The organism is Arthrobacter sp. KNU40 (genome assembly GCF_051515115.1).
In the GTDB taxonomy this organism is placed as follows: Bacteria; Actinomycetota; Actinomycetes; order Actinomycetales; family Micrococcaceae; genus Arthrobacter.
Map to the genome: position 1 here is coordinate 4,419,671 of NZ_CP195850.1, position 21,707 is coordinate 4,441,377.

The following is a 21,707-nucleotide window of genomic DNA, read 5'->3' on the forward strand; positions in this document are numbered from 1 at the left end:
TGTTCCCCCAGTCCGTCGGACCGCCGCTCGGCGGCATGAAGTGATGCGAACAGTACCGTACCTGGGCTGGAATAGGGAGATCCTCTTTCGAGAGGCAGTTTCGAAAGGATGAAAGCAGCGCCAGCAGAAAGTGAAAATTCCCACGACTCTTGACCGGGACGATTTTCTGCAGCGCCTATGACAAAGCCTTTCCCGTCCGCGGTGGTCCCGCTGCCCGCTTCGACGAGTGATCCTGACGAAGCACCAAATGACCAGCGCGACTTCAAGTCATGGCAGCCACTGTTTGCATGTTTAGGCGCTAACAGACAAGGCGGGCGGTCCGAGGGATTAGGGATCCGTTGCCTTGACCGCGGGCAGCGCCAATTGGCGGTTCGGGAGCGCTGTGACATTGTTGCTGGTGCTGAGGGCTTCAAGGAGTTTGTCGCGTTCCTCAAGCAGACCGAGCATGGCGGTGGCGTAGGCCTTGAGGCGCTGGTCGAGCGTGTCCCGTTCGGTGACGAGCCGCTTGTTTCGTTGCTGTTCGGCGTCGAGGTTGGCGCGGAGCCGGTCGACCTCGGGTTTGGTGCGGTTCAGTGCGCGTGCGCGGCGCTGGAACTCCTCGTTTATGTCGGGGTTGTCGTGGGTGAGGCGGTGCCGTTTGACTCCGGCGAGTTCAACGAGCCGGGTGCTGGTCAGCGGGCCAGGGACGCGGCCTTCCAGGAGGTCGTCCTTGGCCTGTTGGAGGGCGCTGCGGATGGATTCGGCTTCAGTTGTGGTCATTACCGAGCCTCCTCGTGGTGTTTGATGGCTCTGGCCATGGTTTCTTTGACGAGCGCGATTCGGTGGTTTCTGATTGCGGGCGCGAGCGGGTCCTCGGGCAGGGCGTTGATCTCGACCCGTAATTCGGCAATGTCCTGATCTGTCCGGGCGATGTTGGAGCAGGCGCTGCGGCATTCCCCTAGGGAAGGACCGTTCTCGGATTCCTTGGTGCATAGCGCGGTGGCTTTGTTGAAGACGCAGTGCATGCCCCGGCTTTTGAAGACCTGGAGAGTGGGGTCTTGGAGGAGCTTGTGCGCCTGCCGGACCGTGGGCATGGTCCGGCCACTGAATTTCGCCTGGGCATGGCGGGTCTTGGATTCAAGTTCGGTCGCCGATGGTCCACTGACATGGCCGCCGGAGTCGAGGTAGGTTTCGAGTTCGTCGACGTTTTCGATGCGTTCCAGCCATTGTTCGAGCGCGAGGTCGTCCAGGAACCCTGAGGCGTAGGTTCCTGCGTAGCCCTGGGTGATATGGGTGGAAACGTGCCCGTACTGGATGGCCGCGGCGACAAGTCCGCGTGGTTGACGCACGATGTGCCAGGCGAGCGTTCTGCGGAAGCGGCGCGGGCTGACCCGGCCTTGTTTGTCGGAGGGGATGTGGTCGGGCCTGCCGTTTTCGGTGCAGTATGTGTTGGCCCAGTCGATGAACTCGACGATGTCGGTTCCGACCTGGGATGTCGTCATGGCTGTGCCCGGTCTCAGGTTGGTCGGGGCGGCCGGGCCGCGCAGGGGCTTTGGCCGGATGCTTACCGGGAAGAGGAGAGTTCCGGGGTGCAGCCGGGTCAGGACGTCGACCGCCCGGGCGACTATGGGGTGGACCACCCAGGGAAGATCCCGTTGCTCGCCTTCGACCGCTTTGGCGCCGTCGTTGTCTGTGGCGCCTTTCCAGCGGAGGCCGGTTACTGTCCAGCGTCCGGTGGATTTGTCGTGGGCGACGCAGTCGCGCTTAAGGCTGAGGACTTCGCCTGGGCGCATGCCGGAGAGGTAGGCAATAAGGATGAAGCACGCGGTGACGAGGTGTTGGGCGAGGTTGGCGGCGTGGTCGAAGGCGATGGGTTTTGATCGCCAGAGTTGGCCGTTGATGGTTCCCTTGCAGGGTGTTGAGAGGTAGGTGTCGTCATCTATTTCCAGGCCGGATTGGCGGATCAAGTCTTGGTCGCACCGGGCGTGCAAACCCCCCAGCGTGTGGGTGAGGCGTCCGAGGTGCTGCCACCGGATTCCGCGGCTGCCGTCCGGGAGAGTGCGTCCGGGGAGCTTTGTCCCGTCGCGGCGGAACTGGTCAAGGACGCGTTTGAGTCTTTCCTGGCGCCTCCCGCCCGGGGTGCTTCTTCCTACGCCTGGTGGGCGGAACCGGTCCTCTTGCTGGAGCAGGAGGCAGTATTCATGAAATGACGTGGTGATGTCTGCCGAGAGGTCATCGATGAATCTCATGGCCCAGCTGATGAGCGGTACGAGGGTTTCGTCGCCGATCCGGGGTGTGCGGTTCCCGGGACGCTGGGGGGCTTCGGCGAACAAATCCCGTGTGAGCTCCCCGAGCCAGGGCTGGGGTTCGGGCATGCGAAGTATCTCCGGGACGACCTCGCGATAAGCCCACAACCGGCGGGTCTCGCTGATCATCATTCCCTTGGCGCCCTTGCTGAGGTCCAAGTCTGCGATGTCGGCCAGCATGAGATCGAGTCTGGCCGGGGAAAGCTCGTTCAGGGAGGTTATGCCGTGTTCTTCGGCCCAGGCCAGGACCCTTGACAGCGGGGTGCTCGCGAAGCTGATTGTCCGCAGTGACAGGCGTTTGTCCAGCTGCGCGGCCGGAAGGGGACGGATTGTCTCGTCGTTGATGAGAAGCCAGAAGTATTCCTTGACTTCCATCCGCCACCTGACCGGAAAGACCTCGAAGTTCAGGCTGGTTTTGGTGCTGTGGTCCTCGAAAATGCCCGGGGTCAGGTCCCATCGGTCGTCATCAAACCGGGACAGCCGGGAGGCATCGGCGTCGGGCCGGACCGGGCGGTTTGTCAGTGCCAGCGGGTTGTCCCCGATGAGGTGATCACTGGATGCTGCTGCCTGTTGGGTCATCGGAGATCGAGCCTTCCGTCGAGGAGCGCCTCGATGAGGGTGGAGTCCTCATCCGTCGCTTGGGATGCGGCCGCTGCGACGTCGGCCCGCTGTTGTTTGAGTAGGTCATCGAGTTGTTCGGCAGCGGTGCCGTAGAACTGCTTCCAGCCGTCGGGGGTGAGTTCCTCGCGGCGCCGTTCGATTTGCTGGCGCATGAGGGCCTGGACGGGGATGTGCCGTGGCTCGGAGCGTGCGTTGGGGCAGCCCAGACAGAGCAGAAAAGACGCCGTGCATGGCTGCCCGGGCTCGGTGACGGGTCCGTGCTCGTTGTCGACGCAGGCGGTCGCCACGGTATCGAGCCGCCCTTCCAGGATGGATTGGAGTTTCTCGCCCGTGATTCCGAAACGCTTGGCGACGCCTTCGTGGTCGGCGGCTGCCTGGGCAATGTCGTGCTCGGTCAACACGGCCGCTGCGGTCGCTGTCTGGATCCGTTCGACTTCGCCTTCCAGGACGTGCTGTACGACCTCCTGGTTGGCGGCGAGCGAGCCCGCATCGCGGAGCAGGTAGGTGTTTGCCAAGGTGTCCGTGGTCTGTGCCACGGGGCGTTGATGAAGTTCCAGGAAGGTTCGCCTGAGCCGCCTGCTGTCCACGAGCTGCGGATTTCCGTCGCTGACAGTCCACCCTTCCCATCGCCTCGTGCAGTTGTGGGGGACGGGACGAAAGCCTGTGCCGTTGACAGACGTCTCAAGCCGGTGGGGTGAATGGCCGACCAGCAAAGCTTTGCTGGATGCGAACTCGCGGGCGCGTCGGCACAACTTCTCGGCGATGATGTAGAGACCGAAAGCGGATGCATAGTCATCGTTCTCGCCCTTGCGCTCGGATGCCTGTATCCATTCAGGAATTGCGGTGAATGTCAGGTCCATTTCCGCCTTGTTGGGTCCACGTCGGGCTTTGGAGCCCCGGGTGATCAGCACCTGGGTCTCTCCGTCGAGGGAGGCATCGGCGCGGCTGTACCGGGCTGTCAGGTTGCAAATGGTGGTCAGGTTCTCCCCGGTCAGGCACTGGAACAGGATGACCATCGCGGCCATGTCGGATGAGGTCGGGAAGAGCGAATAGAACAAGCTCCACGCGTCCTTAGCGAGGCCTTTTCCGCGGGGTCTACCGGAGGAGTTTCTGGGAATGTCGCCTACCAGGGCGATGTGGTTCAGCACGCTTCCCCGGCTTTGTTTCAGCCGTTGCGGGGTCGAGTCTGTGGAGCGTTGTTCTTGTTCGGCACGCCATGCCTTGAGCTCTTCTTCTCCCGCCCGGATCCGTGTCACCATTGTGCGGACATCGGACCGTGCCGCCCGGTGTATTGCCCGGAATTCCGTCGGTGTGTATGACGCGGCCGTGGTCGATGGTGCCGGCTTGGTCAGAGGGGTGAACAGCGCGTTTCTGAAAGGCACCGGCAGGTCCGGGTTCCCACGCAGGGCGACACGAAGCGCGATGAGCGCACTGTTTCCTGCCCGCGTGTGCCGCATGCGCAGCTCCGCGAGGTGCGATGGGCGAAGATCTGCGAGGCGGCCGGGCGACCTGGGCCCGGACGCAACCGACTTCACGAAGATCCTGATTCCCGAGAACAGATTCTGGGCCGAGGCGATCGTTCGACGAGTCCCGGAAGGCCCGGTTGCCCGGGCGAAGCCTTCCGCGAAGGCGGCCTGTAGCTCAGGGGCCACATTCAAGGAATGGAACGGGAAGTCCTTGAACCCGGGTTCAGCCTCGGGATAGACGCGGACGATGTTGTGCCCGGGCGACGAAAAATGGTTGACCGGAGACGTGTAACCGGGCTGAGGAAGGGCAGCCCCTCTCATCGCTCTCCCCCGAACTGCATGTCGTCTTCAACGCGAACCCGGGGATTGGAACGGAGCACGTCCAACAAAGTCTCCGCCTGCAGTTCATTCACTCCATGTTCGAGCAGCAGCTTCACATCAAGGCCACGGAACGGTTCCAAGTAAGTGTCCTTTGTCGTATTCACGTTTGAGTGGCCGAGCATTGTCTGCACCAGAGACCAGGTGTCGCCGAACTGTTCCCGGAAGTCGAGGGCCTGCCCGGGGCTAAGGCCGGGTGCTCGTCGTTCCCAGACAAGCCGGCCGACGGCGTACCAGCGCAGCGCGAAGCTGTGGCGAAGCACATGGGGGTGGCACTTCAGCCGGTCGATACCGGCCTTCTCCACCCGCTTGTTCGCCCGCTCGAAGGCCGTGTACCAACTCCGTTTCCGACGAGGGAGGCCGTCCTCATTCAGCCACAGGGCCAGCGGAACGAGTCCCTCATTCGTCCTGGTGAAGAGGGTCGCTCGTTGCTCGGGTGACAGATCATTCAGCTTCAGCGTCGTTGACGGGCGTTCTGGCAGTGCCAGAGTCAACAGCGAGTCGTCCCGGATCTCGCGGATGATGCGAAGACCGGGCAGCTGCTCATACGTTCCCAGGGACTGTGCCTGGCGGATCGAGGCGGCGCGATCGGTCTCGATGTAGTTGCTGACGCTGTTGAGGACATCACGCTTGGCCCAATAAGGATGACCGCGCCCGCCTTTCGCGCATGCATCCGCGAGCTGGAGAGTGACGTAGTTATGGTCCCCGTCGGGCTGTCTCAGTTCGTTGACGAGAACGCTCGACCACTCCTGGATGCGCAGCCCGGTGCCGTAGAGACCGTCGACGAAGGCAGCGTCGCGTGTCTGGGACCGCGGCCTCCATCGCGTCCGCTCCCTCCCGTCGGGGGCGATCCCGAGAATACCCACGTCGCGCCAGCGCCTGTACGCGCCCGGAGAGAACCACTTCACATCGGCAGACCTGACCCGTGACGCCCCCGCCCGGCCGCGACTACCTGCAAAGTCCAGACGAGGGCCCCAAGTTCGTGTGCCACCAGGCGTGGGGGCTCCCTGCAGCCGCTCGGTCCAATCATTGAATGCGGAAATCGCCGACAGATCATCACGCCACGTCGACCCTGCGACGCGCCTGGGATTGGCTTCATCCGTCCGGCGCCAAAACTTGTAGTCGAAAAGGTCGTCGTCCGTGGCGTCGTCCCAGGAGACGCCGCACAGCTCCAGGAAGTTCAACCAGACACGCAACGCGAACGCATACTTGCGATTCGTGGACGCAGCACGATTGCGCATCCTCCGACTCGCGAAAAATGCGTTGAACGATGGGTGCGGGGCACCGCGCCCATCGAGCAGGAACGGCCGACCCACCCGCTCCGTGTTTCCGGCCATACCAGACAACGCGTCAATGGCGCGGGCAAGCAGGGGGTCACTATCGTCCCGGGGCATTGCCTGCGCGAAATGGAGATACCAGATCTTCGCTTCCACCGCGTCCATATCCAGAACCTAGACGAGCACCACGGACCTCAATCGGCAACACGCAGGAGAGGAGGTGAGAATCTACAGCATCGATGAGTGCTTCCTGGGCGTCAAAGGCCCCGGGGAGGATCTGCTGGCCCTGGGGCGGGCCATGAAGGACGCCTGCCGGACGCACGTCGGGGTGCCCGTCTGCGTGGGCATTGCCCCCACGAAAACCCTGGCAAAGCTCAGCAACAAGTGGGCCAAACACAACCCGGTCTTCGAGGGGGTGTGCCGGTGGGAGTCCGTGTCGGTGGCCGAGCGTGAAGCGCTCATGTCCCGCCTGTCCGTGAGCGAGATCTGGGGCGTGGCCACCAGGCTCACGAAACGCCTGGCGGGGATGGGGATCTACTCGATTCTTGACCTGTCCAAGGCGAATCCGGTGGCGATCCGGGACAAGTTCTCGGTGGTGATGATGCGCACTGTCCTCGAGCTGCAGGGAACGCCCTGCATCCCGATGGAGGAAGAACGGATAGGACGGGACCAGCTGATCTTCTCCCGGTCCTTCTCCAAGCCGATCACGACGGCGGCCGACATTCGCCAGGTCATGAGCGTGTACGCGCAACAGGCCAGCGCCCGGCTGGCCAAACACGAACTGCAGGCCAAAGTGCTGACCGCCTTCGCCGGCACGTCCTACTACAGCCCCGGCGATACGTCCTATCCGTCCGTGTGCGTGGCGCTGCCGATGCCCACCGCCGACCCGGTGATCCTCACGAAAGCGGCCCACGCCCTCATTCCCAGGATCAACGACGGCGTGAAATACGTCCGTGCCGGAATCATGGTCACCGACCTGCGCCCTAGCGGGAACCAAAAACCGTTGGAGTTGTTTGAAAACGTCCACGAGGAACGCGGAATCGGCCCGCTGTTGGAACAAGTGGCCGGCAAATACGGCAGAGGCTCCATCGGGCTCGGGCACGCCGGCATCAAGGGCGGCCCGGACTGGACCATGAAACGAGACATGCTCTCACCCCGATACACCACCCACTGGGACGAACTACCCCTCGTCAAAGCCGCTTGAACCCCAGCTGCCCCGAATCACCGACTCCAGCAACCCTTCCCTGATGCATCCGTCGTGTAGAACACCGGGGCGAAGGTGCCCTGGGCAGTGTTCATGCCACTACCGTCCGATCAGGCAGATGCGCCCACGGACGGCCCAGATGCCGAGTTTCAGGCGGCTATAGGAAAATCCCTATAACCGCCTATAACTTCCTATAACTTCCTATAACTCGGCATATCGGTGGTCTTGACCCTGCGAAACCCTGTGCTGAGAGTCTTGTTTGTAGCCTCGTGCCGCCCTCCTCGCCGCCCGCGGGCTTCCATCCAGATTCGCTTCCCCGCGGCGGAGGCGTCCCCGGTGACACGAATCCCTTGGCGGCTATGGGACTCTCTGCAATCATGGACGCAACCGGCGGAGAGGGGTGAGGCAATGTCTGATGCGGACCTGGAAGCCAGAGCGTCCAGGGAGGAAGCCATTCGACGGATACACGGCGATATCCTTGCGGCCCAACTCCGAGTTGCCTTGGACGAGGTCCGGGGACGACAGACGCCGGAAGCGGTAGTCCGACTTGCGCAGCTAACGCCCCCGCAGCTGCGGTCACCCTTCGTCACGTTGAGAACGCCGGGCGGGAAGCTGCGGAGAGATCCGGCGTCACGGAGAGAAATGGCCCTGCATGTGCGCCGCAACATTCTCGCCGCGCAGTTGAGGGTTGCCTTGGACAAGGAACGGGGACGGCTGACTCCCGAAGCCGTGAAGAGGCTGGCCCAGATGGAGCTTCCGCCCTTGAGGTAGGCCCATGGTCTGAGCTCCCTCGATCAAGCCCGTGATACGTCCAATTCTTTCTCCCGTTCTGGGGTCCAGATGAGGATGTCGGCAAGGCGCAGAAGTGAGAGCTTTCGCCCGTCCGGTGTCTGCTTGGTCGCGGCGAGATCGGTCAGCCAGTCGGCGTTCGCTTGGAGGTCCTCCCAGAGGGCCGCCCGGACCTCGCTTGGATACTTTGTGCCGTAAAAGCTGTAAACCCGCGAATCAATGAGGGGAACAATGTGCGGGCGGCGACGATGAAGAACTTTGGACACGGTCACGGCGGTCCACCCCTTGACTTCTAGAGCGGCTCTGTTTGCTGTAGCTAAGCTTTCCACTGCCTTCTCGAGCCCGGTTAAGTCCTCAAACGACTCAAAGTGGTCTGCACCGCGCAGATCAAACAGAGCTTGATCCATGGCTTTCCTTAGGTGTTGCGCAGGCCCGTCGCCATCCGTAAACAAAGGGATTACATCGAGAGCGCTGAGTCTCAGACTCAAAAGGTTCGCCATCAGCACATCTGAAGGGGAAAGCGGGGCGTCTACGTTGCCCTGCTGATCGTAAGTATTGAAGGCATACGCGTGGGTCCGGGAAGTATAGCGATCGAGTTTTTCCGAAGCTGACGCCTTCAAGGAAGCCAAACTTTGCTTCGTCTTCTTTTTCTTCGCCATGTTTTCCTTTGAACGCGCTTGGTCACCTTAATGATCGGATGCTGCACGAGACACGCTACCTGCGCAGAGCCGTGCGTGGCGCGAAGTGACAGGTCCCGGAGCGGCCATTCGTCGTTGTTAGTGTTCGGGTATGTTCAATTCTTACTCCCCGTACCACGAACCAGGGTTCGCCACGTGGAATCAAGGGATCGAGGCATTGCCACCTTCAAAGGTTTTGATCCGCGAGGCGGAACGGACGGAGCGGGACGGTCGCTGGATGCGATGGATGCAGGCAAGCTGCGAGTCAACCAACATTCACTCTGTCGAAGACAACGTATCGAGGATCGGGCAGCAGTTCGTTTTGCTGGCAGAAATCGCTGATCGTCCAGTCGGCTTCTGTTGTGTGCTCGCGGGTCGAACCAATTCGGATCCGCTGTTCATTCAGCTGGTTACAGTAGTTCCCTTCGTGCGGCGACGAGGGGTAGGGATCGCGCTACTTAGCGCTGCCGCCGAGTGGCAGCCGCAACGCAACATCGCGATGGCTACCCTCGACGAGAACGTCGCTGCCCAAAGGTTGAATGAGCGGCTCGCGCAATCGATCGGTGGGAACATTCAGCGTGTTCCCGCCAGCCGTTTCCGGCCGTCCGATTTAGGGTACTCTCCAGGCGAGCGTCACAGCCCCTGGATGATCAACCGCCCACAGGAAGCTGACTGACGGCCGCGCTCCGACGAGACAGTGCTCGTGCGCCGCAAAGCGATCCCCAGTCGCGAACTATCTGGGCGCAAGCGTGTGCTAGTCCATTCCTCGATCTCAAGGTCCGCGAACTCGCAGAGACGATGGGCTGCCGGCTGGTGCGCGCCCAGTCCAGGTTGATTCGTTCCAACCCTCGCAGACTGCGGTTTCGATCGCCGTATCTAGCAGGCGCTGGCCCCGCCAGGCTACGGAACTCAGGGCGCAGACGCTTCCGAGTAGACAACAAGCTAGGGTGCAGTTGACAACACGATTGAGAGCGTTGTGCCAAAGATCTTGTGGGAGCTGAATATGGATACTGAAGCGTCAATAGGTAGTCGGGCGTCTGAGCTTGCGCTTCGCGAGTTGGCACGGATGGCCTACGTGACAATGCAAAACCCGCCACTTACCTATTGGGACCTGAACGACCCAGAGGATGAGCCACTGCTCAAGGTCAGTTCAGGAGTAACTTCGGTAGTTCTGAACTCGCCTCAGTATCAGACTGCTGTCGACGCGTTGAACGCCGATAGCGACGTTGAACGGATGTGGTCGGCAGGTACTGAATTAGGAACCTTTTTTCGGTATCCAGGGGGTGGCTCTATTGTTCAACGCGAGACTTTGCCTTCTTCCCTCATTATTCCGGCACTTCGCCGAGCGAACATTGAGGCGCCCTCCACTGAAGATGAGTTTTGCTCATTGGTCTTAGAAGGCCTTGCCGAGATGAAACGCGCAATTCGCGGCGAACCAGTGACGATTCAGCTAGTTCACGGCCTGGCCGGACTTACAGTTCCAGACGGTTTGCAGATTGCCACGCCATGGGGTGTCATTCGTGGGGTTCCGGTGGGAGTCGCCCAAGAGGCCAGACGAGGTCGAATCAACCCAACAACCGCAGTATTGGTGGGAGAACTCAAAACGACCCCATTGATGGGTGATGGCGATCGAAGCGAGCTAATGCTGCAGGATGAGTTTCACGCCCATGAACATGAGGTTCGGCACCTGGTGCCGTTGGCATTTGCATTGGCTTCCGAAGACGGCCGTGTGCGTGCTCCGAGCCTGACATTCTCCACCCGCATCGTGCCGTTCCTTGGGGGATGGGGTTCGAGCGGCAGCCCGTTCGGCATACCCAAGGAGACTATTGAGATCCGAGAGCCTGACATTGAAGGGATCGTGCACTGGGCGAATCTCCTTGACGCGAACCACAATCCAAACCTTGATATCGCGGCTCGTCGGCTGGTCTCTGCCGTCAACGAGAGATACGACCCGGACGATCGCTTGGTCGACGCTGTGATCTGCTGGGAAAGCTTGGTCGGAACGAAGCTCGAGACTGTGAATCGAGTAACTTCTTCGCTCGCGATCCTTCTCGAAGAGAACGTTGAACTTAGATCGAAGATGATGACGTCCCTTGGGAATACATACTCGGTGCGGAGTCAACTCGTTCATGGACAGAAGGTGAAGGACAGAGATCGCCAGAAAGCCACCGAACAGGCAGTAGACGTCGCGGTGAAAGCATTACGGGCGATTTACTCCGCAGGCGAACCCTGGGTTTCGGAAGCGAGTGACGTTCGTTCAAAGCGGATCGTGCTCGGAGAGTGGGCTAACAGAACGACGGTTCGTTGACTTGGCGCGTGTTTCGCGGGCTGTTCTCTGTTCTCGATGAGTTCACGCCTCGTCGGCAATTAGTGACGTTCATCATACTTTGCGATTGGTGCCGAAAAGAGCGCTGGATCTACGCATGTTCAAGGGCAGAAGCCACGCCGTGGCTTCTGCCCTTTGGGCAACAGCGTTTGAAAGGAGTCACATAGTGGCTACCATCCCCACTCTCTGGCTTAGCCAAAATTCACTGTTCGAACTGACCAGGTCCGCTGACCGGCACCCCGTAGCAGCATGGGAAACAACCGGCGACGGTAAGCGACGCCCCAACGATCGTCAGCAGCTCGACACAGCGGGACTCCCTAACCTGGAGATCCACTGCATCGCTCAGACAGAGATCTTCGGACGCAAGCGGGAAACCTTGCCAATCAAGTGCATGGCGTCCGCCGCCAAGCCCAGCCGCCACGCCATCACCCCGCTGGCGGTTTTCGCATGAGCCACCTTCACAATGAAGCTTTGTTCTCGCTGGAGCCCAAGCACCTACAGACAGAAGCTCAGTGGACGGTGCAGGCTCTCGAAGGTTGCCTAGTCAAAATGGACAAGGCCCGCGAAGATTGGAAAGCCGTGTCAGGTACTGTTTACAGGCTCACAACGGGAGCCCGGACCGCCGAACTGAAGAATGCCCGTGAGCAGCTCCGTACGTCCACTCACGCCGTTTCAAAGGACTTCTCAGAGGTGTGGGCAGCCTTCGACGCGCTCAGTAAGCTGCTCCGCACCTACATCCCTGCAGACGAGTTCTGACTCCAGATTGCCCGAGTGCCCGCATGGTTTGTTGCTTAGGGCCGGTCCTGCTCTAAGCAACAAACCATACGCTTCCTGCGCGCCATCGCAGCGCCGACGAAGCCTTGGACGGTTCGGTTCTCGTGTAAGGACTCGTCACGGAGGCCCGTCGGCAAGGGCAGTGGCAGAAGGCCGTCCAACAGCACGAAAACCTCGGGCGGGGCAGTTGCGAGGAACCACTTCACTTCCTCTTGACTCGCTGGTTCGGCATGGAGGGATTCGAGAAGTATCGACTCCAGCACGTCGTTGCGGCGCATGTGGCTGCTAAACCGTTCCTGCTCTTCCGCGGTTCGGTTTTTGATCGTCATCCGGCAATCTCCTTAGTTTCGGTATCGGTGTTGGTGACGTCGGCCTTGTGCCACGTGCAGCGGTCGTCGTCACAGGCCTTCAGCTCGCGGTGGTCACGGGCGACCTCCGGCCAGGCGGGCTTTTCCACGCGGTAGCAGTCAGCCCAGTCGCGCCCACGGGCGCCCTTCTCAGCGAATACGGGGACGGGCGTCGCACCCAGCGCGATCTGGTGGGAGAACTGCAGAGCGTTGAGTACTGCTTCTTCGGCCTCGTCCGCCCGGTTCTCGGGAACCGACAGGACCAGCTCGTCATGGACGATCGCGCGCAGGCACGGCAGCAGCCACTCAGGGAGCCGCAGCACGCCCTCGGTCATGAGGTCGCGGGCCGTGCCCTGGCCCATCGCGGCCGGCGCTTGCGTGTATTCCCGGCCGGGCTGCACACGCATCCGACGGCCGAAAGCATTTACGAGGATCTGGCCGCGGGCCTGGTCCCGGATCGCTGACTTGAACGCGGCGAGGCGGGGGAACCGGGCGTCGAGCGTGGCGAGCTGCCGCTGAGCCTCGTCGACTGAGATCCCCGCGTACGCGGCCAGCCCGCTCGCGCCCATCCCATACGACGTCGCATGTGTAATCGCCTTCGCGTCGCCACGCCGGGGGTGGCGGTGGCCCGCAGTGCGGTTCCAGCCATGCTCGCCGAAGACCGCTGCAGCCATCTCGTCGTGAAGGTCAGTACCCGGTGCGACTGCAGCTATATAGCCCGGGTCCTGGGCATGCATTGCGATCGCGCGGGCGTCGACTTGGGACAGGTCGACGGTGATGAGGACGTGCCCCTCGTCGGGAAGGAGCAGTGCCCGCTCAAGCAGGTTGCGGCGGTCCCGCTTGCCCTGGACCGTGAGGCCGGGCTTCGTGACCGAGAATCGACCGAACGCCTGAGGTGCGGTGACGCTCGGGTGCACGCGCCCGTCAGGTCCCGTGTGGTCGAAGATCGTCTGCGCAGACGAACGTTCCCCATTGAAGGCGCGCAGCGTGCTGCACAGCTCGAGTAGCCCGGTGTTGTCCGGATGCTGCGCTTCGAGAGCCTCCAACGCATCTTTACCGGTCGCGAGGTTCCCCTTCGCGGTTTGCGGCGGCTTGACGCCGAGGTCGGAGAAGGCCCGCTCGAGTGCTGCCTTGCCGACATTCGTGGCTTGCGGCTTTGCTCCCTCGAGAGGTAATCCGTATGCCCCGTGGAGGTGCTCCTTGTGCAGTTGCACACGCGCCGCCTGGGCCGCGAGCACCTCCTTGACGCGCTCGACGTCAACCCGCCAGCCGTGTTTGGAGATGTGCCCGAGCCGCCACATCACCTGATGCTCCCGCCAGATGTAGTCGTCGACGACAAGGTGCTTGGACAGCTCGCGCACGAGCTCGACGTCCTGGACGAGGTACCGCACGTAGTCGGGGTGGTCGACGGGAATCCGGTCGTAGCCGCCGAAGTGACGCGCGAGCACCTGCAGCATCGAGGCGGAGTCGTCGGAGACCTTGCCCTCGCCGAGGACGCGCCGGCACAAGGCATCAAGGTTGTACCGCCGGGCGTCGGCCTTACCAGACAGCGGGGGATCGTTCTGCCGTGCTGCCAGCAGCGTGTCGATCACCCGGTGCTCGTGTACGAGAGCAGCTAGGTCGAGGCCGTGATATCGCTCGAGTGCCGGCAGGTCGAAGGCAAGCAGGTTGTGCCCGACCACGAGGTCAGCCTGCCTTATCATCTCAACCAAGGCGCCGAGGTCGGTGGTCGTGACTACCGCAGAACCGCCGACGGCGAAGCCCGCGAGGCGGACAAAGCCGGGGCCGTAGTCCCAGATGCGATCCGCGTCCGCGGTTTCGAGGTCCAGGTACAGGATGCTCACGAGGCATCACCATCGAGCTCTACGATGGTCTTGCCGTTCATCGGCGGCATCGCCCGAGCAGCCTGCTGCTTAAAGCCAGCACGTCCGGTGAAGTCGATGAGCTCGCCAGGAGCGGCACCCGCGGCCTGACGCGGAGTGGCGGACGTCCGAGCGGCGTTCGGTTGAGCACCCGGCAGCGCTGCGACACCTGCGGGGAGCCGGTCCACGACATAGGCCTTGCCCTTGCCATGCAATTTCCCGTCCTCGCGCAGGCGAAGGCCGTCATACCATCGGGGGTGCTGGCCGTAGTACATCGAGAGCTTGCGGGCGTCGAGCTCCTCCCAGGACTTGCCGTAGGGCGGCGGAGCGTCCGGATCTGCCTTCGCCTGTGCGAGGACCTGAGAAGCTCCGAATCGGCTTCCAGCCGGGAAAAGCGACTCAACCCAGGCCCAGTGCTCGGAATTGTCGACGAACTCGCTGTCCGCGCTCTCGCGAACCTCGAGCACCGTTGAGAGGAATCCGCGGATGCCGGCAAGGTGGAGGATGCCGCCGACGACATGCTGCCACTCGGTGAAGGACTTGAATCCGAATGCCCGCGGGGCAGCGGGGCATCCCCGGGCGTACCAGGCCCGTACGAGCACCAGCACCGCGCGCAGCAGTTCAGCGCGGTGCTCGGGCACCCAGGTGTCGAGGTCGTGACGAAAATTATCGCGCGTCTCGAGGTCGTCACGGTCGGAGGCCATCCGGCACGTGTAGACGCGGCGGACCATGTCTCCGGGAACCTCGATGTTATTACCAAGGCCGTACCAGCTGGCCGTCTGGGGCAGGCTCAGCATCTCTGAGGATCCGAGCTTGCGGCTCTCGTAGATCTCCGAGGTCAGCGCGGCGCCGAGCGCGTTAGAGACGAGGCGTGAGCCCTCATCGTCCTGCACCTCGTCGAGGCATACCGTGTCGGCACTCGCCAGGAGCTTGGCGGTGATCCGCTTGTCCATCTCCTCGTCGGACTTCGGAGTCGTCTGGATCGGTGCCGGCGCTCCGAAGGCGACCCGATGGATCACATCGAGGCATCCGTTCTTGCCCACACCACGGTGGAGACCGTCGAACAAGAGCATCGGCACCTTCCTGACGACGGCGCGGATGACCGGGGTAATTTGGCCGGCGATCGCGCTGGTCTGGTCTGCCTCGGACTTGAAGGCCCATGCGTCGTAGCCGCCCGCCCCGTCCATGGCGAAGAGGTCGTCGCGGATCAACGAGACAGCCGTCACGATGTCGGCATCGGACGGGTGGTCCGGCACTTCGATGCCATGCACGTCGGGCGTCAGATCGAGGTAGACGCCGCTTGCGGCGTGGTACCCGGACTTCGTGAGGACGGTACCGTCGGCGAGTACGAGTGGGGAGCGGGTGATGGCGGTCAGCCACGGGAACCTGTCGTAATGATCTGCGACGATGTCGATGAGGCTATCGGGTATCACGGCCGGTGCCTGCCCTTTCGCGCGCACAGTGTACGGATATGCCACATCCAGGAGTTCGCGGCGCAGTTCGCTCCGGCTGAGCCTGGTCACGCGCAGCGGGCCGTCCGCACCCTTGCCATCCTTCGCACGCCGAACGCGCACGAGCTCGTCGCCGCGCTGGAACACCAGCACGCCGCCGGAGCGCTCAACGAGCGCGTCGAGCAGATCGATCGAAGCCTGCCGCTGGTCCCCTCCGACATCGACGGGCGTGCGGCCCTCCGGTGCCGTCACAGGGGCCGCGGAACGCTCTGCCGCAAGTCTCTCGTCGAGCGCCTTGCGCATCACCTTCTGCTCGCGCTTGTCGAGGTCTGCGGGCCTGCCATGCGCCTTGGTGACCAAAGACAACAGCATTCTGCGCCGGGCATCGTCGTTGGGGAGTCGGACGAGCAGGTCGTCGAGTCCGTCCTTGCCAGCGCCAGGGAGGCGGGCGAACTTCACACTTGAAGCTCCGTATGCTTCGCACGCTTCGCCGAGCGCGGTCGCGCCGTCGAATACACGGATGTTGGTCTTAGCGTCAGCATCGGGCACGATCACGACGTTGCGGCCCTGTACGAGGGCCAGATGCGGCGTCGGGCTACCCGGGTCATCCTCGCCGTCGCCCGCGACGCGCCACGACCAGATGCCCGTGATGCGGTAGATCGACCAGGTTTCTGCTCCCCATGAGAGAGCTGCCAGCGCTTGCTTGACACCTTCCACGATGAGGACGACGTCCGGGTTCTGCACGGCGCGGAGGACGGGCAGCTGAGGCGGGTTGTCGGCCCTGCCTGGCGAGATGTACTTGCGGACGTCGCCACTCTTATTCCTCACGCTGCCCGGAGCCGGTTTGACCTGACCGGTCTCGGAGCCGTCGGGGTGGACCATTGGGTACACCAGGCACGGAAATACATCGTTTCCGTACTTGTCGGCGATCCATCTGGCCCAAGCCGGGAGATCATCGCGCACGTGAGCGCTGCGGACTCCCTGGTCGGCGGCGATCGCAGGAGTGATTGCGCTGTCGTGCAGCTCCTGCGCGTGCTCCGGAGCCAGATTTGGATAGCCAGCTGGGTGGCCGGGGAGCGCTGCAGCTGCCTTGTTGTCAGTGCTGTTGGACCCCGTGCTGTCGGGGACGTCGTCTATAGTAGTCATGAGGACCTTGTTTCCTCCGTGGCCCTGGGCAGGTGCGAACTGCTGCAGGGCCGGATTTTTCAGAATTGTCTGCGGGAGCTCCGATTCGGTGGGGCTCTTTTTGCGTTTCAGGCGGCAAGCAGCCGACTCAATTCGGCCTTCCGCTGTTCAGTCAGGCGCGGCCAGGAGGCGACCATTCGCGCGGCGAGTGCAGCGAGGTCGGTGAAGTCAGCCTCGGAAGATAGCTGCCTCTCGGGCGCCGAGTCAACGACGTTGACCGGAGTCATCAGCCGCTTCAGATCGGATTCCTTGACCATGAACTGTTTTCCAACGCGGACAGCAGGGAGCCGGCCCGCGTGGACATAGTTGCGAAGTGTGTGCGGGTGCGGCCAGCCGCGCTCATGGGCGGCTCGAAGGGCAAGTAGCGGGTCATCTGCGCTCGACAGACGAAGCGTCTGCGGGAGGGATGCAGTCGAAGTGGACATCAGGACCTCTCAGAGGGTCCCATGCGTCCGTCGTTCCGGGAATCGGAGGTCACCGCCACCCAAGAGAACTGGTGTGTGGACTGTGGCGTTATCGCGACCTGTCGTACATTAAGCGTAGCGATGCATGGTGATGATCGCAAGACATGGCGGTTTATCTGGTACTGAACGCCAAGCTTCAATCGAATGAGAGGACATCGACATGACGATCGCGACAGAGACATTCGCCCGAAGACTTAACGAGGAGCGGCAGCAGGCGGGCCTCTCGCAGGCAGCGCTTGCTACGCGCATCACGGACATGATCGGGCGCAGCATCGACCCCAGTGCCGTTGCTCGCGCCGAGAAGCACGAACGGGCCATCCGACTTGACGAGGCCGTTGCGATCGCCGACGTGCTCCAAGTGCCACTCGCGTCCATGCTGCGAGACAGGGACGCCATCGATGACGAAGTCGGCGAACTGCGCCGGGACTTGAGCCTGTATTCCTACCGGATGCACCAAGCTGAAGAGGCGGTCCAGCAAGCGCAAGATGCGGTGTCTGCGACGCGTCGACGCATCGCAGAACTTGAGGCATCCCGTAGCGAGTGAGGAACCGGCCTCCCCGGGGAGGCACTGGCACATGGGGTCTTGCCTTTACCTCCGATCGATTGGATCACGTGCCGGAGTTGCAGGCGCTTAGGCGGAGAGTAGGAGAGTACGCCGAGGGGTTGCTCTCCAGATTGCTCTCCACCTTTTCCCCTGTGGGAAGCCGGTTTTGGGTCTGTGGAGAGCAGGAGAGCATGGATTCGGCTGCGCTCCTGCGGGAACGTGTGTGCGTGTGTGGGCTTCACATGTCCGGCGTTGTGAAGCCCGCACGCAGGTTCATGCGTAGAGGCTCCATTTCTTGCTCTCCTGCGCTCCCAACGTGCAACTTCCGCGGAATTCCGCGGCTAAGCGCGGAGAGCAAGGACCGATTCGGTGCTCTCCGCTTTCTCTCCTGCTCTCCCGGTTGCAGCAGCCTCGATTTAAGACAGCACCGGCTTGGGGTTCCCCATCCCCTCCTAAGGAGGACCAAGGCTGGCGACGGCTGTTAAGCTGCAGATCTAGCAGAAGGACGTACTAGTGGCAGATGCTTTGAAATTCGCGGCCGGAGCTGACGGATTCGCCAGCCGGTCCGGCGGGAGCGGCGGCGTGGATCCCGAGGAGTGTCTGAGCGACCGGGACGTAAAGCTGATGCGGCAGATCGTGATAGGCCTCGTCCCGGACGCCAATGTCATCACCCATCTCGCGGTCGGCCAGCGGGCGCGCCCCGGGTCTAGGGCTGAAGCATTCTTGTCTGATTCGGTCAACGTCCCTACGTCGACCGGGGCTTCCCATCTTCAGTCGGCCCATCTTGCGATCGGGTTCTATAGCTTCGCCGCGATCGACCACATGCGCTCCTTCTCGGTGCTATTACCGAAGGACGGCCCCGTCATGTCGCTTGCCACCCTCACCCGGGGAGCCGTCGAAGCGTTCGGCAAGGCACACTACCTGCTCCAGGCCAACTCGCCATCTGAGCTCCTGCGCCGACACCTCAACCTGGGCATCGCTGAGCTCTCAACCTCGGCGAAGCACAGCGAGTTCACCCTGTTCAATGGTGAGCGGATCAATGGTCCCGCCTACATCGACGGCCTCAAGAAGGTCCTCGCTGATGAAGGCCGTAAGGCCGAGAGCGTCGGCGTCACCGCCCTGGCCTCAACCGTGCTGTCCGACAGCGCGCCCGGCGCCCCCGGACGTGCCTTCTACTCTCAGCTCTCAGGCGTCGCCCACGGCGAGACTGCAGGAGTCACGATGTTCATAGGGAAGGATGTCGAAGCCGGGATCGGGTTCGTCCGGAGACGTGATGTGATGCTCCCGTACGCGGGCATGCTCTTCGGGACGTGCCGGCTGGTCCTGAACCAGATCATCACCCACTTCGCGGTGGAACAGGAGCATAAGAATCGCTGGCTCGGAGTCCTCGAGCGTGCCGAGCCCTGGATCGATTACCTGCGCAGCACAGACCCCGGACTCTGAGGCGCAGTAGAGCAAACCAATGTACTCATAATTCAGCGCGCTTCCCAAAATTGCCCCTAGGCCAGCGGAATGAGATCCGCCGAAAACGCCGCCCGGTCGGGTAACCCTTTCCGGACTGCCGAATCCATCTCCCACATGCTTGCCGTGGAGCAGGGCTATCGTGGGCCTGACGGTCTCGGCGCCTTAGCCTGGCGGTCGTCACGAACCGAACGTAGGGCAGTCAAATTTGATCGCTGAAGGCCCAATTGTCTTTGATCTCTGGGGGTTGATATGTCAGTCCCAGCTGTTTTGCAAGCTGAACGACCGGGGCGTCAGATCCGCGATCCCTAGTCGCGCGCACGAGTTCCACGCTCAGGCGCGCCAGCAGTTTTTCGGCGCGCTTCTGCTTCCGGCTCTGTGCGCCCCGGGACGAGTCGTATGCGCCGACAATGTGAGAAAAGATGAGCGGTACAGTGCCCGCCACTGTTCGTAAGAGACATCCCGCGATAGACTGCCCCCTTCTCACAAAGTCCCAGTATTTGAAGCCATCCCGGCGGGGGTACAGCCATCTTGGGATCGCCACTGGTGGGAGAGCTCCAGTCTCAGGGTCGCGAATACGACCACTGACGTCCCAGAAGCTCCGGTCCCATCGCCGGGAGAGGCGAGGAAAGCGTCGCCGGGCGCGCTGTAGGCCCGCACGGGAGTAGCCGATAGGGCGCACCCCTTCGTACATGATTGCGCTGTTGCGAAACGCTAGCTTTATCCGCAGGTGCTCGAGCGCCGACCGGCGCTGCTCTCGTGCCTCGGCCAAGAAGTCGACGAGCAACTGCGAGGCGCGCTTATACGGATCGCCGAGTTGGATGCTCGCAAACGCGCCAGCAAAAGTGAGCAGGAAGGGCGCTCCTTCCGTCCAGAACACCGATACGACGATCAGCGCGCTGCACGGCAGCAGAGTGAACACAATTCGCAGCCACAGGTCCGACTCCGGCACCGGGTACTGCAAGTCCCCAAGTGCGTTGGAGAGCGCGTGCATCGGGTTGTCGTGCTTCGACTGACTAGCTTGGTCGTTCATCGAATGGGACCCCGCAGGGCTCAGTGCGTTCGGCTCCATCGGCGCTCAGTACGCCACTGAGTCGCGGCCGTAGGCGAAACCCGCCTCGGACTCGGCAAGCACTTGGGCTCGCATTCCCACTGTGCCTATCCGGTCCGCAAGTCGAGACATCTCCACCCTTTTTGTTCGTTCGAGAATTGAGTCCGCTCAACACACGATTGTGTGCCGCGGAATCCGCACCAGCTTATATGGCGAAGGGTTCCGATGGGGCCCGGCCCAGGTAGTAGTAACACACGCGGCCCGTACCGCATCGGTATTCTGCTCAGAGTTCCGGCTCAAAGCCCGTGTCGTTATCGACGTACTTGTTCTCGTCGCACCGATGTGCACAGAGTGAAGGTTGGAATCCCGGAAATGGCCGTGTCCTCGAAGACCTCAACGTTGAATTATTGGTCCCAAGTACGCTCTTATTCGATCACGGCGGCAAGTGTGGCGATGGCATATTCGGCCGTTGCCATCCCAAGCTCGGATCCCATGAGTCGCATCTTCGACCGTTTCGGAGCGGCAGAATCGTCGCAGGGCCCCGCACGGCCTGTTTCAACGTTGGAATGCAGGCGGGTTGGCAGCCGAACGGGCTTCCTTCCCGACGAGCCTGGGAACAGTTCAAGGACCTCGGCCTCCGGCCGAGGAACGGATACCTGGGCTGGGGCCATGGCAGTCTGGACGGGGGCTGTGGCGGTATCGACGGTTGCGTTCATTTCAGTTCCTTTCTTCGCGCCGGCTTGACTGCCGGTCGTACTACGACTCTTCCGTTGGCATTTGGGCTTCGAAAGGCCCCAAGTCTCCTAAGTGGAAAACTCGCTTCTGACATTTCCTGTGGAGGGAAACTGGCATGTGCAGCAACGCTCAGGCCGACCCGGGTGGGGCTGCCGGCTATCCCCCGGACGGAAGCATGGCCAGCAGGACCGGGACGACGCCTAGACAAATGAAGGCAGGCAAGGAACACAAACCCAGTGGAATCACCAGTTTCACTCCGAGCGCGGCAGCGCGCTTTTCCGCCATCCTGAACTGTTCACGCCGGAGGCGAGCTGCCTGGGCATAAAGGATGGCCGAGGATGGCGCGCCAGTCAGGGCAGCGAAGGTGAGCGCATCCTTGAGCTTGCGCGCTTCAACGCACAGCTGGCCCGGACTCCGCCATGCCGTCTCCCAGTCCGTTCCGATGTCGAGCGCAGCAACCACTGTCCGCAGGGAGCGGCCAAGCTGCGGGTAAGCGCACCCGGCGATCAACTCAAGGGCCCGTCCGAGCCCCGCCCCTGAGTCGAGCATGGCAGCCACCAACTCTAGGATCATCGGCACATTGCGCAAGCCTTCTTGGCTCTCGGGATTCGGGTGAGCGCCCACCGCCTGGCCTCTACGCGCGTTCTTCAGCGGGCCGCTGCTCCCGGGCATGCCGTTGCCGTCGGGTGAGCCGCGAAGCATCTGCAGGGCCGTGCGCCGCCAGGTTCTTCCCTGATACCCCAGCCCGAGAATTGCTGCGAAGATCAACGACAGGGACACCGCGATGGCTGGGAAGGTCGAGCCCATCAG

General features: G+C 62.3%; 19 protein-coding genes and 1 pseudogene. 8 read left to right on the plus strand and 12 right to left on the minus strand.

The annotated features are described in order from the left end of the window. Positions 1-327: 327 nt before the first annotated feature. Genes ACSKT0_RS20555 through ACSKT0_RS20570 form a run of 4 tightly spaced genes read right to left on the minus strand, consistent with a single transcriptional unit; the run spans position 328 to position 6,192 of the window. Positions 328-759: a hypothetical protein gene (locus ACSKT0_RS20555; RefSeq protein ID WP_437771374.1), complete on the minus strand. Its 432-nt coding sequence runs from the start codon at positions 757-759 to the stop codon at positions 328-330. Then, complete coding sequence (locus ACSKT0_RS20560; protein ID WP_437771375.1) at positions 759-2,864, minus strand: hypothetical protein; 2,106 nt, start codon at positions 2,862-2,864, stop codon at positions 759-761. The genes ACSKT0_RS20555 and ACSKT0_RS20560 overlap by 1 nt, the downstream gene beginning before the upstream one ends. Then, positions 2,861-4,693 (minus strand): hypothetical protein, encoded by a 1,833-nt coding sequence (locus ACSKT0_RS20565; protein WP_437771376.1) that lies wholly within the window; start codon positions 4,691-4,693, stop codon positions 2,861-2,863. The genes ACSKT0_RS20560 and ACSKT0_RS20565 overlap by 4 nt, the downstream gene beginning before the upstream one ends. Beyond that, positions 4,690-6,192, minus strand: coding sequence for a site-specific integrase (locus ACSKT0_RS20570; RefSeq protein WP_437771377.1), 1,503 nt, complete (start codon positions 6,190-6,192; stop codon positions 4,690-4,692). Before ACSKT0_RS20570 ends, ACSKT0_RS20565 begins: the two co-directional genes overlap by 4 nt. Positions 6,193-6,247: 55 nt before the next feature. On the opposite strand from ACSKT0_RS20570, the pseudogene ACSKT0_RS20575 reads away from it, so the two are divergent. Both ACSKT0_RS20575 and ACSKT0_RS20580 read left to right on the plus strand, forming a co-directional pair. Beyond that, positions 6,248-7,231: pseudogene (locus tag ACSKT0_RS20575) on the plus strand (DinB/UmuC family translesion DNA polymerase); the annotation flags it as partial. Between the two features lie 408 nt (positions 7,232-7,639). Further along, entirely contained in the window at positions 7,640-8,002 is a 363-nt protein-coding gene (locus tag ACSKT0_RS20580; RefSeq protein WP_437771378.1) for a hypothetical protein, read from the plus strand. A 23-nt stretch (positions 8,003-8,025) separates the two neighbouring features. On the opposite strand, the gene ACSKT0_RS20585 is transcribed toward ACSKT0_RS20580, so the two are convergent. Beyond that, positions 8,026-8,679, minus strand: a complete 654-nt coding sequence (locus ACSKT0_RS20585) for a DUF6308 family protein (RefSeq protein WP_437771379.1) — start codon at positions 8,677-8,679, stop codon at positions 8,026-8,028. Between the two features lie 130 nt (positions 8,680-8,809). On the opposite strand from ACSKT0_RS20585, the gene ACSKT0_RS20590 reads away from it, so the two are divergent. From ACSKT0_RS20590 to ACSKT0_RS20605, 4 genes are all read left to right on the plus strand, one after another. Next, positions 8,810-9,373, plus strand: a complete 564-nt coding sequence (locus tag ACSKT0_RS20590) for a GNAT family N-acetyltransferase (protein WP_437771380.1) — start codon at positions 8,810-8,812, stop codon at positions 9,371-9,373. 327 nt (positions 9,374-9,700) lie between these two features. Further along, positions 9,701-11,005, plus strand: coding sequence for a hypothetical protein (locus ACSKT0_RS20595; protein ID WP_437771381.1), 1,305 nt, complete (start codon positions 9,701-9,703; stop codon positions 11,003-11,005). Between the two features lie 184 nt (positions 11,006-11,189). Next, entirely contained in the window at positions 11,190-11,474 is a 285-nt protein-coding gene (locus ACSKT0_RS20600) for a hypothetical protein (RefSeq protein ID WP_437771382.1), read from the plus strand. 98 nt (positions 11,475-11,572) lie between these two features. Next, positions 11,573-11,779 (plus strand): hypothetical protein, encoded by a 207-nt coding sequence (locus ACSKT0_RS20605; RefSeq protein ID WP_437771383.1) that lies wholly within the window; start codon positions 11,573-11,575, stop codon positions 11,777-11,779. Between the two features lie 35 nt (positions 11,780-11,814). Here ACSKT0_RS20605 and ACSKT0_RS20610 read toward each other — a convergent pair whose 3' ends face one another. The 4 genes from ACSKT0_RS20610 to ACSKT0_RS20625 all read right to left on the minus strand — a co-directional run bounded on the left by ACSKT0_RS20610 (position 11,815) and on the right by ACSKT0_RS20625 (position 17,067). Continuing rightward, entirely contained in the window at positions 11,815-12,126 is a 312-nt protein-coding gene (locus tag ACSKT0_RS20610) for a hypothetical protein (protein ID WP_437771384.1), read from the minus strand. Continuing rightward, a complete protein-coding gene (locus ACSKT0_RS20615; protein ID WP_437771385.1) occupies positions 12,123-13,988 on the minus strand; it encodes a DNA polymerase in 1,866 nt (621 codons plus the stop codon). The genes ACSKT0_RS20610 and ACSKT0_RS20615 overlap by 4 nt, the downstream gene beginning before the upstream one ends. After that, positions 13,985-16,603, minus strand: a complete 2,619-nt coding sequence (locus ACSKT0_RS20620; protein ID WP_437771386.1) for a DUF3854 domain-containing protein — start codon at positions 16,601-16,603, stop codon at positions 13,985-13,987. Before ACSKT0_RS20620 ends, ACSKT0_RS20615 begins: the two co-directional genes overlap by 4 nt. A 107-nt stretch (positions 16,604-16,710) precedes the next feature. Continuing rightward, positions 16,711-17,067: a helix-turn-helix domain-containing protein gene (locus tag ACSKT0_RS20625; RefSeq protein ID WP_437771387.1), complete on the minus strand. Its 357-nt coding sequence runs from the start codon at positions 17,065-17,067 to the stop codon at positions 16,711-16,713. 199 nt (positions 17,068-17,266) lie between these two features. Here ACSKT0_RS20625 and ACSKT0_RS20630 point away from each other — a divergent pair, with 199 nt between their 5' ends. Both ACSKT0_RS20630 and ACSKT0_RS20635 read left to right on the plus strand, forming a co-directional pair. After that, positions 17,267-17,650, plus strand: coding sequence for a helix-turn-helix domain-containing protein (locus tag ACSKT0_RS20630; RefSeq protein WP_437771388.1), 384 nt, complete (start codon positions 17,267-17,269; stop codon positions 17,648-17,650). Between the two features lie 513 nt (positions 17,651-18,163). Beyond that, positions 18,164-19,093: a hypothetical protein gene (locus ACSKT0_RS20635; protein WP_437771389.1), complete on the plus strand. Its 930-nt coding sequence runs from the start codon at positions 18,164-18,166 to the stop codon at positions 19,091-19,093. 220 nt (positions 19,094-19,313) lie between these two features. Here ACSKT0_RS20635 and ACSKT0_RS20640 read toward each other — a convergent pair whose 3' ends face one another. From ACSKT0_RS20640 to ACSKT0_RS20650, 3 genes are all read right to left on the minus strand, one after another. Next, complete coding sequence (locus ACSKT0_RS20640; protein WP_437771390.1) at positions 19,314-20,144, minus strand: hypothetical protein; 831 nt, start codon at positions 20,142-20,144, stop codon at positions 19,314-19,316. Positions 20,145-20,587: 443 nt separating this feature from the next. Further along, positions 20,588-20,878, minus strand: coding sequence for a DUF4244 domain-containing protein (locus tag ACSKT0_RS20645; RefSeq protein ID WP_437771391.1), 291 nt, complete (start codon positions 20,876-20,878; stop codon positions 20,588-20,590). Positions 20,879-21,053: 175 nt separating this feature from the next. Continuing rightward, complete coding sequence (locus tag ACSKT0_RS20650; protein ID WP_437771392.1) at positions 21,054-21,704, minus strand: type II secretion system F family protein; 651 nt, start codon at positions 21,702-21,704, stop codon at positions 21,054-21,056. Positions 21,705-21,707 lie beyond the last annotated feature (3 nt).

Coding starts and splice junctions, on each gene's coding strand:
- ACSKT0_RS20625 (WP_437771387.1), bottom strand. CDS start 17,067: ATGTCCACTTCGACTGCATCCCTCCCGCAGACGCTTCGTCTGTCGAGC.
- ACSKT0_RS20630 (WP_437771388.1), top strand. CDS start 17,267: ATGACGATCGCGACAGAGACATTCGCCCGAAGACTTAACGAGGAGCGG.
- ACSKT0_RS20565 (WP_437771376.1), bottom strand. CDS start 4,693: ATGAGAGGGGCTGCCCTTCCTCAGCCCGGTTACACGTCTCCGGTCAAC.
- ACSKT0_RS20645 (WP_437771391.1), bottom strand. CDS start 20,878: ATGAACGCAACCGTCGATACCGCCACAGCCCCCGTCCAGACTGCCATG.
- ACSKT0_RS20605 (WP_437771383.1), top strand. CDS start 11,573: ATGGACAAGGCCCGCGAAGATTGGAAAGCCGTGTCAGGTACTGTTTAC.
- ACSKT0_RS20650 (WP_437771392.1), bottom strand. CDS start 21,704: ATGGGCTCGACCTTCCCAGCCATCGCGGTGTCCCTGTCGTTGATCTTC.
- ACSKT0_RS20590 (WP_437771380.1), top strand. CDS start 8,810: ATGTTCAATTCTTACTCCCCGTACCACGAACCAGGGTTCGCCACGTGG.
- ACSKT0_RS20585 (WP_437771379.1), bottom strand. CDS start 8,679: ATGGCGAAGAAAAAGAAGACGAAGCAAAGTTTGGCTTCCTTGAAGGCG.
- ACSKT0_RS20610 (WP_437771384.1), bottom strand. CDS start 12,126: ATGACGATCAAAAACCGAACCGCGGAAGAGCAGGAACGGTTTAGCAGC.
- ACSKT0_RS20570 (WP_437771377.1), bottom strand. CDS start 6,192: ATGGACGCGGTGGAAGCGAAGATCTGGTATCTCCATTTCGCGCAGGCA.
- ACSKT0_RS20595 (WP_437771381.1), top strand. CDS start 9,701: ATGGATACTGAAGCGTCAATAGGTAGTCGGGCGTCTGAGCTTGCGCTT.
- ACSKT0_RS20560 (WP_437771375.1), bottom strand. CDS start 2,864: ATGACCCAACAGGCAGCAGCATCCAGTGATCACCTCATCGGGGACAAC.
- ACSKT0_RS20640 (WP_437771390.1), bottom strand. CDS start 20,144: ATGAACGACCAAGCTAGTCAGTCGAAGCACGACAACCCGATGCACGCG.
- ACSKT0_RS20580 (WP_437771378.1), top strand. CDS start 7,640: ATGTCTGATGCGGACCTGGAAGCCAGAGCGTCCAGGGAGGAAGCCATT.
- ACSKT0_RS20555 (WP_437771374.1), bottom strand. CDS start 759: ATGACCACAACTGAAGCCGAATCCATCCGCAGCGCCCTCCAACAGGCC.
- ACSKT0_RS20620 (WP_437771386.1), bottom strand. CDS start 16,603: ATGACTACTATAGACGACGTCCCCGACAGCACGGGGTCCAACAGCACT.